This window comes from Phenylobacterium sp., from assembly GCF_030680185.1.
GTDB lineage: Bacteria > Pseudomonadota > Alphaproteobacteria > Caulobacterales > Caulobacteraceae > Phenylobacterium.
Genome location: NZ_JAUXVZ010000022.1, coordinates 1 through 10089, shown reverse-complemented (window position 1 = coordinate 10089; position 10089 = coordinate 1). Strand labels below are relative to the sequence as shown.

The window sequence follows — 10089 nt, the reverse complement described above, 5'->3', positions numbered from 1 at the left end:
GGTCGCGGCGGCGTCAACGGCCGTGTCGGCGGCGGCTTCGGCGGTCGCGGCTTCGGTGGTGGCTTCCGCGGCGGCTTCGTCGGCGGTTTCAGCGGGCTGGCCGCAGGCGGCGACGGAGAGAGCGGCGACGGCGGCGCCGGCCACGAGCAGCTTGCGAAGAATCTCGGAGGTCATGTCCCTGGTCCCCTGGAATGGAGGTTGATTGCGCCTGGCGCGGCTGTCGCTGCAGGCCCGGGGGCCAGAAGCTTCAGCATCGCTGCGCAGTGCAGGAATATGCCGGTGTTTGGCCCGGGGGCAAGGGGGTAAATCACGCGGCTGTGATCACTTTTTTCGCCGAGGCCCTTTTATCCCCGGTTTTAGCCCGAAATGCGGTCGGCTCAGGCCTCTGCCGGGATGGCCGAAAGGGCCTCTTCCAGCTCCAGGAAGCTCGGTTGGGCCCCGCTGGGCACATGGCCGCGGCCGATCTCCACGGAGATCTGGGCGGCGTTGCCATGCAGGTGAGCCACCAGCACGGCCTGAATGATCTTGTAGAAGGAGGCCTCCTCCTCGACCACGGCGCTGAGTCGCGACGACAGCGGACCCACCAGGCCATAGGCCAGGAACACGCCGAGGAAGGTGCCGACCAGGGCGCCGCCGATCATGCCGCCGAGCACCTCGGGGGGCTCGGAGATCGAACCCATGGTCTTCACCACCCCGAGCACGGCGGCGACGATGCCCAGGGCCGGGAGGGCGTCGGCGGTGTTCTGCAGGGCGTGGGCCGGGGCCAGGGCCTCGTGGTGGTGCTTTTCGAGCTGCTTCTCCATGGCGTCTTCGACCTGGTGGGGATCCTCCAGGTTCATGGTCATCATCCGCAGGGTGTCGCAGATGAAGTCCACGGCGAAGTGGTCTTTGGTGATCTTGGGGTAGCGGGAGAAGATCGTGCTCTCGCCCGGGTTTTCGATATGGCTTTCCAGGGCGATCACGCCCTTGGACTTCATGGTCTTGGTCAGCAGGAACAGCAGGGAGAGCAGGTCGCGATAGTCCGACGCCTTCCACTTGGGACCGGCGAAGGCCTTGGCCAGACCGCCGCCGACGCCCTTGATCACCGTCATGGAGTGACTGATCAGGAAGGCGGCTACGGCCGCGCCGCCGATGGCCATCATCTCATGGGGCAGGGCGTGGAGGATGATGCCCATATTGCCGCCGGCCATGATGTAGCTGCCGAACACCATGGCGAACAGCAGAACGATCCCGATGATCTGGAACATGACGACGTTTGGCCCCCGGCTAATCCTGCGGGAGCATCGGGGTTAATGCTTAATGGCCGGTGTGCGGTAATCGTAATTGCCTGCGGTGGCGCGCCGCATTAACAGCGGTCACATGTCCGGATCTCCCGCCCTCCCCGTGGTGCTTCCCAAGCGGTCGTTCGCGATCATCTTCGGGGTCTCCCTGGCGACGGCCATGGGCAATACGGGCCTGATCTCGGTCCTGCCGGCCATCGGCCGCTCGATCGGCATTCCCGATCCCCTGGTGGCGGCGGTCTTTTCGCTCTCGGCGCTTCTGTGGGCGTTCTCCTCGCCCTTCTGGGCCAGGGCCTCGGACCGCTATGGCCGCAAGCCGCTGATGCTGGTGGGCCTGACCGGCTTCATGGTGTCGATGGTCTGCTGCGGCCTGGTGGTGAACGCCGGCCTGCGCCATTGGGCCGCGCCCATGGTGATCTTCGTCTTCTTCCTGTTCGCCCGGGCCCTGTTCGGGCTGTTCGGCGCCGCCTCCAACCCGGCGACCCAGGCCTATGTGGCCGAGCATACCGCGCCCGAGAAGCGCACCCAGGCCATGTCCAGCCTGGCCGGCGCCTTTGGCCTTGGCACCGTCATCGGCCCGTTCCTGGCGCCGCTGCTGATCCTGCCCTTCCTGGGGCTGTCGGGGCCGCTGTTCGGCTTCGCCCTGATCGCAGCGGTCATGCTGCTGGTGGTCTATCGTTATCTGCCCGAGAGCCCCTTCGCCGGCGAGACCCGGGCCCGCACCGACGCCGAGGCTGCGACCCGCAAGGCCAATCCCGGGGTCAAGGAAACGCCCATGTGGCGGGATCCGCGGATCACGCCCTTCCTGGTCTATGGCTTCCTGGTCGCCGCCTGCCAGACCGCCCAGGGTCAGACCCTGGGCTTCCTGATCATCGACAAGCTGGCCCTGTCGCCGGCCGCCGCCCAGGGCTTCATCGCCATCGCCATGATGTTCGGGGCCATGGCCGGCCTGCTCGCCCAGTGGGGCATCATCCGCATGTTCGAGATGACCCCGCGCCAGCTGCTGCGCTGGGGCGTCGCCGTGGCGGCGGTGGGCAATGTGATCGTGGCGCTGTCGCCCAACTACTGGGCCGTGGTGATGGGCTATGCGATCGCCAGCCTCGGCTTCGGCTTCGCCCGCCCGGGCTTCACGGCCGGCTCGTCCCTGGCGGTGAACATGGGCGAACAGGCCCGGGTCGCCGGGGCCATCGCCGCGGTCAACGGGGTCAATGTGGTCCTGGCCCCGTTCTTCGTGTGGCTCTACCAGCTGATCGACTGGGCGCCGTTCGCCCTGAACGCCGCGATCATGGTGGGTCTGCTCTTCTACGCCTTCCGCAACCCGCAGCTGCGCAACGCCGACCCCCAGCCGGCCACCCGCGCCGACGCGGCCATGGCGACCTTGGAGCGCCGGGACGAGTCCGGGCAGTAGGACGCCGCTTCAGGCCAGGCTCAGTTGGCGGCGCCGACCTCGGAGCGCAGGCGCCGCACCATTTCCAGCGACAGATAGCCGTCGGCCACCAGGCCGCGGGCCTGCTGATAGGCCCGTAGGGCTTTGCGGGTGTTGACGCCGACAATGCCGTCCGGCGCGCCGGCCTCGAAGCCGAGCTGGTTGAGCGCCGTCTGGGCGGCTGTCCGGTCGGCCAGGGCCAGCGGCGTCTCCTGCGGCCAGTCGCGGACCAGCCGGCCTTCGCCGCCCAGGCGCTGAGCCAGCAGGCCGACGCCCAGCGCATAGGCGGTCGAATTGTTGTAGCGCCGGATCATGAAGTGGTTGTGGAAGGCCAGGAACATGGGGCCTGCGGCGCCGGAGGGCGCGATCAGCTCGGCCTCCGCATTCTGATCGGCCGTGGAGATCGGTCGGCCGTCGGCCGGGACGACGCCCCGCTGCGCCCACGCGCCCGGGGTTTCCCGCGGGCCTTCGGTCAGGGCGTAGTCGAAGCCAGCCGGCACGGTGACTTCCCGATGCCAGCTCTCGCCACGCCGCCAGCCGGCCTTGGACAAGAGGTTGGCGGCCGAGGCCAGGGCGTCGGCCGAAGAGCCCCAGAGGTCCCGACGGCCGTCGCCGTCGCCATCGATGGCGGTGGCCAGGAAGGTGGTGGGGATGAACTGGGTCTGGCCCATGGCCCCGGCCCAGGAGCCCACCAGGCGCGAACGCGGGAATTCCCCGGAGCCGATGATCTTCAGCGCAGCCATCAGCTGATCTTCGGCGAATTCGCGCCGGCGACCGTCGGCCGCCAGGGTGGCCATGGCGCGGATGACGTCGAAGTCGCCGAGAATGGCGCCGAAGCCTGACTCCAGGCCCCAGATGGCCACCAGCACATTGCGCGGCACGCCGTGGCGCGCCTCGATGTCGGCCAGGGCGGGCAGGGCGTCGCGCTTTCGCGCGCCGATGGCGATCCGGTCGTCGGTGACCACGCCGCGGATATAGTCGCTGACCGGGCGGGAAAACTCGGGCTGCCGCGAATCGAGCGCCGAGATCCGGTCGTTGGGCGTCAGGCCGCGAAGCTCCCGGTCCAGCAGGTCCGACGGCAGGCCGGCCTTGACCGCCTTGATGTAGAATTCCCTCAGCCAGGCGTCGAAGGTCGGGCTGCCCGAGGGCGGCAGGTCGACGGTAGGCTCAGGCCTATAGGGCGTCGGCGCGCCAGGCCCCATGGCCAGCTGGGGGCCAAGATTGGCGGCGGGGTCAGCGCAGCCGGCGACGAGCAGGGCAAGGAAGGAGCGTCGATCCATGGCCAATCCTAGGGCTCCTTGGCCTGCGCCTCAATCGCACGATCACGCGAGACGGCGGATATGGGAAGCCCCGGGCCTTTGCAGGTCCGGGGCTTCAGGACGCTAGGGCGAGATTGGTGGGGGGGATCACAACCTCGCCTGCGATGAGGAAAAGCCGAAACTGGCCGCGGAGTTCCCGCCGAGCGCGCTTTTTGTCCGGTGAGGGTGAGAATAAATCGCAAAAAACTTGTGGCCTCGGAAACGCCTTGCTAGTGCGAGCCAGTCGCAAGTGCTTGGGGTTTTTCTTTGATGTCGGATTTTCAGCGCAACGGCCTTCGCCGCGTCCTCTTCTGCTCGGTGTTTGGCCTGGGCCTCGCCACCGCTGGAGTCGCCGCCGCCCAGACGCCCAGCGCGGCCGACTCCGCCAGCGACGCCGCCGAGGTCGAGCAGCTGGTGGTCACCGCCTCGGCGTTCGAGCGCAAGTTGGTCGAGGCGCCGGCGTCGGTCAGTGTGATCACCCGCGAAGCCCTTCAGACCAAGCGGTTCGCAAGCCTCGCCGAAGCCCTGGCCGATGTTGAAGGCGTCGATGTCGGCGACGGCGTGGGCAAGACGGGCGGCCTGAACATCTCGATCCGCGGCATGCCCAGCGACTACACCCTGGTCCTGATCGACGGCCGTCGCCAGAACGCGGCGGGCAATGTGACGCCCAACGGCTTCAACGAGACCTCCACCAGCTTCATGCCGCCCACCTCGGCCATCGAACGGATCGAGGTGGTCCGTGGACCGATGTCCACCCTCTATGGCTCCGACGCCATGGGCGGCGTGGTCAACATCATCACCCGCCGGGTCGGCGATCGCTGGCGTGCGGCGACCACCGTGCAGGGGACCCTGCAGAGCGACGACCAGTTCGGGGCCAGCTACGGCGCCGAGGCCTATGTGGATGGCCCCCTCGTTCCCGACGTTCTGGGCCTGGCGCTCCGCGGCAGCATCTTCAAGCGCGAGGCCTCGGACCTCTCCTATGTGGACGCCAACGGCCAGCCGATCGAGGTGTCCAAGCGTGGCCCGAGCCCCGTGGAGGCCGATATCTGGACCCTGGGCGGCCGTCTGAGCTTCACGCCCGCCGCCGACCACGTCCTGTGGCTCGACGTCGATGTGGCCGAACAGTCCTACGACAATTCCGACAGCCAGCTCGGCACCGGCACGGTGCAGGGGGGCTATGGCCCCGAGCTGCGGTTCGAGCGCGAGCAGTACAGCCTGGCCCATGACTGGCGCTCGCCGATCGGCCTGATCACCTCGGACGTGGTGCGCAACATCACCACCACCATCGGCCGCACCATTCCGCCCGGCACGCCCGGCAAGACGGCCGGCGACCCGCGCACGCTGGAGGCCACCAACACCATCTTCAACACCCGTCTGGCCACGGAGATCGGTGCGCACGCCTTCACCGTGGGCGGCCAGTGGTGGGAGGCCGAGATGGTCGATGGCGTCGCCGTCGACACCTATGAGCACACCCAATGGGCGGTGTTCGCCGAGGATGAGTGGCGCCTGCTGGACAATCTCGCCCTGACGGTCGGCGTCCGGCACGACGACCACTCCAAGTTCGGCGGCCAGACCAGCCCGCGGGCCTATCTGGTCTGGACGGCCAGCGACGCCTGGACCGTGAAGGGCGGAGTCAGCCGCGGCTTCAAGACCCCCCGCCTCGACCAGATCGCCTCGGGCATCACCGGCTTCGGCGGTCAGGGCACCATCCCGCTGATCGGCACCCCGACCCTGCAGCCGGAGACCAGCACGACGGCCGAGATCGGCGTCTATTTCGACAGCGGCGCCGGGTTCGACGCCAACCTGACCCTGTTCAACAGCGAGTTCGAGGACAAGATCGCCTCGGGCCCCGGCCTGCCCAACTGCTCCTTCGCCGGCAGCCCCAATCGCCCCGGCTGCGTCGACTATGGGAACTTCCCGCGGGTCGATCTCTACGGCCAGACGGTGAACATCGACGAGGCGGTGACCCGCGGCGCAGAGGTGGCGGCGCGCTACGCCTTCCATCCCGATTGGACGGTGTCTGGCAACTACACCTACACCGACAGCGAACAGAAGAGCGGCCCCTCGGCCGGCGAACCCCTGGTGAACACGCCGGAGCACATGCTGAACGGCAGCCTCCGCTGGCGGGCCACCGACAAGCTGAACGCCTGGGTGCGGACCGAGGTGCGGTCCGAACGCTATCGCGGCGCCGGCGTCGTCCAGGACGCCCTGGGCGACTACAAGGGCTACAGTCTCTTCCACCTGGGCGGCAGTTATCAGGTGGCCGAGAATGTTCGCCTGAACGCCACCATCTACAACCTGCTCGACAAGGACTTCGTCTCGTATCTGCCCTATGCGAACGGCGCGACGACGGCCTATGCCGGCGAGTATGCGATCAACCAGGAGCCCCGGCGGCTGTGGGTTTCGGTGAATGTCGACTTCTGAACGGCTAGGTGACGCCGCAGCGGCGCCGGACGCCGCCGCCGAGGCCCGTGCGCGGGCCAAGCGCCAGGCCCAGCGGCGCGCGGGCCTCCTGCGCCAGACCCTGCGCTGGCACTGGATCAGCGCGGCCATCTGCCTGATCGGCATGCTGCTGTTCGCCATCACCGGCATCACCCTGAACCACGCCGGCTCGATCCCCGCCACGCCGCGGGTGACGGAGCGGACGGCCGAGCTGCCTGCTGATCTGCTGGCCCTGGCTCAGGGGGCCGAGGCTGACGAAGCCGCGCTGCCCGAGCCGGTGCGCGCCTGGATCGGCGAGGCGCTCAAGGTCCGTCTGCCCGCCGACGTCGCCCCGGAGTGGTCGCCGGGCGAGGCCTATCTCGCCCTGCCGCGTCCGGGCGGCGACGCCTGGCTGAGCCTCGACACCGAGGCCGGCGAGGTGATCTACGAGCGCACAGATCGCGGCGTGGTCGCCTACCTCAACGACCTGCACAAGGGCCGCAACACCGGCGTGGCCTGGATGTGGTTTCTCGACATCTTCGCCATCGGCTGCGTGGTCTTCTGCGTCACCGGCCTGATCCTGCTGCAACTGCATTCACACGCCCGCCGCTCCACCTGGCCGCTGGTGGGGGCGGGCCTGATCATTCCGCTGCTGCTGGCCCTGCTCTTCATTCACTGAACGGATTTCGACCCATGCGCCGACTTGCTTCCGCCGCCGTTCTCACCGGCCTGATGGCCTCGCCGGCCGCCGCGGCCGAGCTGAACCTCAGCGTCGAGATCCCCCGTCTGTCGGTGGCCGAATACCACAACCCCTATGTGGCCGTCTGGGTCGAGAAGCCCGACCAGACGGCGGTGAAGACCCTGGCGGTCTGGTACGACATCAAGCTTCGGAACCAGGAGGGCGAGACCTGGCTGAAGGACATGCGCCAGTGGTGGCGCCGGGCCGGCCGGGCCATGACCCTGCCGGCCGACGGCGTCAGCGGCGCCACCAAGGCGCCGGGCCGCCATCAGGTGACATTCGTCGGCGGCAAGGCGCCGCTCGGGGCGCTTCCCGCCGGCCAGTACAATCTGGTGGTGGAAGCCGCCCGCGAGGTCGGCGGCCGCGAAATGGTCCGCATCCCCTTCCAGTGGCCGCCCAAGGCGCCCGCCAGCGGCCAGGCCAAGGGCGCGACCGAACTCGGCGCCGTCAGCCTGAACCTCAAGCCCTGATCCCAGCCTTCAAAAGAACCACGGAGAGACGCGCCATGAAGACCCTGCTTCGCCCCCTCTGCGCCGCCGCGGCGCTCACCGCCATGCTGGCTGCGCCGATGGCCGCCCAGGCTCACCGGCAGTGGATGCTGCCCTCCATGACCGTCCTGTCGGGGACCGATCCCTGGGTGACGATCGATGCGGCTGTCTCCAACGACCTCTTCGTCTTCGAGCACGTGCCCATGCGCCTGGACGGCCTGGTCATCACCGGCCCCGACGGCGCGGCTGTGGCCCACCAGAACGAAGCGACGGGCAAGTACCGCTCGACCTTCGACGTGCAGCTCTCCAAGCCCGGCACCTATCGCATCGCCAGCGTCGGCGACAGCGTGATGGCCTCCTATAAGCTGGCCGGCGAGCAGAAGCGCTGGCGCGGGGCGGCCGCCGATCTGGCCACCGCCATCCCGGCCGAGGCCACCGACGTCAAGATCACCCATTCCCAGCGCCGCATCGAAACCTTCGCCACGGTCGGCGAGCCCACCACCGAGGCCCTGGCGCCGACCGGCAAGGGTCTGGAACTGGCGCCGATCACCCATCCCAACGACCTGTTCGCCGGTGAGACGACACAGTTTCGCCTGCTTCTGGATGGACAGCCGGCCTCCGGCGTCGAGGTCACGGTGATCCGCGGCGCCGGGCGCTATCGCGACGAGCCGGGTGAGATGAAGCTCACCACCGCAGCCGATGGCCTGCTGGAGATCAGCTGGGAGGAGCCGGGCATGTACTGGATGGAGGCCGAGATGCGCGGCGGCAAGAGCCCGATCGAGGGCGCCGAGCGCATGGCCGTCTATGTGGCCACCCTGGAAGTGCTGCCGGAATAGGTCGCTTGGCGCCCCAGGCTCCCTCATCGGCGCTGTCCGCCCCCGAGCACCGGGTCGCCGTGCCCCTGACCTTGCCTGAAGGCCTGGCGCCTCAGGCCGGCGGGCTGGAGGTGGAAGCCTCCGGCCGCGCCATGGGGGTGACCTGGACGCTCAAGGCCATCACCCTGCCAGGGCTGGGCGCCCAGGTCCTGGCGCGCATGGTTCAGGAACGCCTGGACGCCGTGGTGGCGGAGATGAGCACCTGGGAGCCCGCCTCCCATATCAGCGCCTTCAATCGCGCGCCGGCCGGCGCCTGGCAGGAGTTGCCCGAGGGCTTCGCCCAGGTGATGGCCTGCGCCCTGGAGATGGCCGCCCTGGGCCAGGGCGCGTTCGATCCGACCCTCGGCCGCCTGACCGATCTCTGGGGCTTTGGCCCGCCCGGATCGGTGGCGACGGCGCCGCCGGATGCATTGGTCGCGGGCGCCCTGGCCGAGGCCGGCTGGGCCCGGCTCGATTTCGATCCCGTCGGCCGGCGCCTGCGTCAGCCGGGCGGCCTCAGTCTCGACCTGTCGGGCATCGCCAAGGGGTTCGGGGTCGATGAGGCGGCTCGCGCGCTCCTGCGCCTTGGGGTGCGCGACTTTCTGCTGGAGGTCGGCGGCGAGCTGCGGGGCGAGGGGCTAAAGCCCGACGGCCAGCCCTGGTGGGTGGCCCTGGAGCGGCTGGAGGGCGAGGTCGAAAGCCAGACGCCGATCCTGCTGGCCCTCTGCGGCCTGTCGGTGGCCACCTCGGGCGATTATCGCCGCTACATGATCCATGAGGGTCGCCGGCTCGCCCACACGCTCGACCCCCGCACGGGCCGACCCAGCGAGAGCGGCGTGGCCTGTGTCAGCGTGCTGCATGGCCAGGCCATGACGGCTGACGCCTGGTGCACCCTGCTGTCGGTGCTCGGGGCCGAGACGGGGCTCGACCTCTGCGCCGAGCATGAGATCGCCGCGCGCTTCCTGATCCACACGAAAAAGGGCCTGGAAGAGCGGCTTTCGCCGGCCTTCCAGGCCCTCCTCGAAGACTAGGTTAGGCTTTAGACCAGCTCGGACGGCTTGATCCCCAGTTCCTTAAGCAGGGGTTCGGCATAGTCCACGCGGCCGGTCATGGATTTCGCGTCGGCCTTGGCCAGCTGATAGACCGCCTCGGCGATGAACTCGATGGGCTGCACCCGGTCCTTGGTCTGTTCGTTGATCAGGCCGTGGACGGCGACGCCCGGGGTGTCGACCAGGCCCGGCGAAACCACATTGACCGCGATCCCGTCCCCCTGGACCTCGGACGCCAAGCCCGTGGTGAACCGCTCCAGGGCCGCCTTGCACAGGCCATAGACCGTGCCGCCGCGGCCGCCGGAATAGGGTTGCTTGGGATGGATGCCGGCCGGGGACGAGATGTTGACGATCGAGCCCCAGCCCTTCTCGCGCATGCCGGGCATGACCAGTTGGGCCAGGTGGAAGGGCGCATAGACCTGCACCTCCATCATCAGCTTGAAGCGCTTTTCGGTGAAGTCCTGGACCGGCATGAAATAGGTGATGGCGGCGTTGTTGATCAGGATGTCGATGGGGCCGAAGGCGGCCTCGGCC

Annotated in this window: 9 protein-coding genes; 6 read left to right on the top strand and 3 right to left on the bottom strand. The window is 68.8% G+C overall.

Annotation, left to right across the window (positions count from 1 at the left end; genetic code table 11):
- Positions 1-377: 377 nt before the first annotated feature.
- Positions 378-1247, bottom strand: coding sequence for a flagellar motor stator protein MotA (motA, locus tag Q8L83_RS04195; RefSeq protein WP_304712928.1), 870 nt, complete (start codon positions 1245-1247; stop codon positions 378-380).
- 112 nt (positions 1248-1359) lie between these two features.
- On the opposite strand from motA, the gene Q8L83_RS04190 reads away from it, so the two are divergent.
- On the top strand, positions 1360-2688 hold the full coding sequence (locus Q8L83_RS04190; protein ID WP_305284916.1) for an MFS transporter: 1329 nt from the start codon (positions 1360-1362) through the stop codon (positions 2686-2688).
- A gap of 20 nt (positions 2689-2708) precedes the next feature.
- Here the strand turns inward: Q8L83_RS04190 and Q8L83_RS04185 are convergent, their stop codons facing one another.
- On the bottom strand, positions 2709-3986 hold the full coding sequence (locus tag Q8L83_RS04185; protein ID WP_305284914.1) for a lytic murein transglycosylase: 1278 nt from the start codon (positions 3984-3986) through the stop codon (positions 2709-2711).
- A gap of 288 nt (positions 3987-4274) precedes the next feature.
- On the opposite strand from Q8L83_RS04185, the gene Q8L83_RS04180 reads away from it, so the two are divergent.
- The 5 genes from Q8L83_RS04180 to Q8L83_RS04160 are packed head-to-tail and all read left to right on the top strand — an operon-like array spanning position 4275 to position 9537.
- Positions 4275-6428 carry a TonB-dependent receptor domain-containing protein gene (locus Q8L83_RS04180; protein ID WP_305284913.1) on the top strand — a complete coding sequence of 718 codons (2154 nt, stop codon included), beginning with the start codon at positions 4275-4277 and terminating at the stop codon, positions 6426-6428.
- Positions 6415-7104, top strand: a complete 690-nt coding sequence (locus Q8L83_RS04175) for a PepSY-associated TM helix domain-containing protein (protein ID WP_305284912.1) — start codon at positions 6415-6417, stop codon at positions 7102-7104. Before Q8L83_RS04180 ends, Q8L83_RS04175 begins: the two co-directional genes overlap by 14 nt.
- A gap of 14 nt (positions 7105-7118) precedes the next feature.
- Positions 7119-7634, top strand: coding sequence for a DUF2271 domain-containing protein (locus Q8L83_RS04170; RefSeq protein ID WP_305284911.1), 516 nt, complete (start codon positions 7119-7121; stop codon positions 7632-7634).
- A gap of 35 nt (positions 7635-7669) precedes the next feature.
- A complete protein-coding gene (locus tag Q8L83_RS04165; RefSeq protein WP_305284910.1) occupies positions 7670-8488 on the top strand; it encodes a DUF4198 domain-containing protein in 819 nt (272 codons plus the stop codon).
- A 5-nt stretch (positions 8489-8493) separates the two neighbouring features.
- Positions 8494-9537, top strand: a complete 1044-nt coding sequence (locus Q8L83_RS04160) for an FAD:protein FMN transferase (protein ID WP_305284909.1) — start codon at positions 8494-8496, stop codon at positions 9535-9537.
- An 8-nt stretch (positions 9538-9545) separates the two neighbouring features.
- On the opposite strand, the gene Q8L83_RS04155 is transcribed toward Q8L83_RS04160, so the two are convergent.
- On the bottom strand, positions 9546-10089 hold a 544-nt coding region (locus Q8L83_RS04155), incomplete at its 5' end, for an SDR family NAD(P)-dependent oxidoreductase (RefSeq protein ID WP_305284908.1).

Excerpts from the sequence above, each read along its gene's own strand:
- motA (WP_304712928.1), bottom strand. The coding sequence starts at position 1,247 with ATGTTCCAGATCATCGGGATCGTTCTGCTGTTCGCCATGGTGTTCGGC.
- Q8L83_RS04190 (WP_305284916.1), top strand. The coding sequence starts at position 1,360 with ATGTCCGGATCTCCCGCCCTCCCCGTGGTGCTTCCCAAGCGGTCGTTC.
- Q8L83_RS04185 (WP_305284914.1), bottom strand. The coding sequence starts at position 3,986 with ATGGATCGACGCTCCTTCCTTGCCCTGCTCGTCGCCGGCTGCGCTGAC.
- Q8L83_RS04180 (WP_305284913.1), top strand. The coding sequence starts at position 4,275 with ATGTCGGATTTTCAGCGCAACGGCCTTCGCCGCGTCCTCTTCTGCTCG.
- Q8L83_RS04175 (WP_305284912.1), top strand. The coding sequence starts at position 6,415 with ATGTCGACTTCTGAACGGCTAGGTGACGCCGCAGCGGCGCCGGACGCC.
- Q8L83_RS04170 (WP_305284911.1), top strand. The coding sequence starts at position 7,119 with ATGCGCCGACTTGCTTCCGCCGCCGTTCTCACCGGCCTGATGGCCTCG.
- Q8L83_RS04165 (WP_305284910.1), top strand. The coding sequence starts at position 7,670 with ATGAAGACCCTGCTTCGCCCCCTCTGCGCCGCCGCGGCGCTCACCGCC.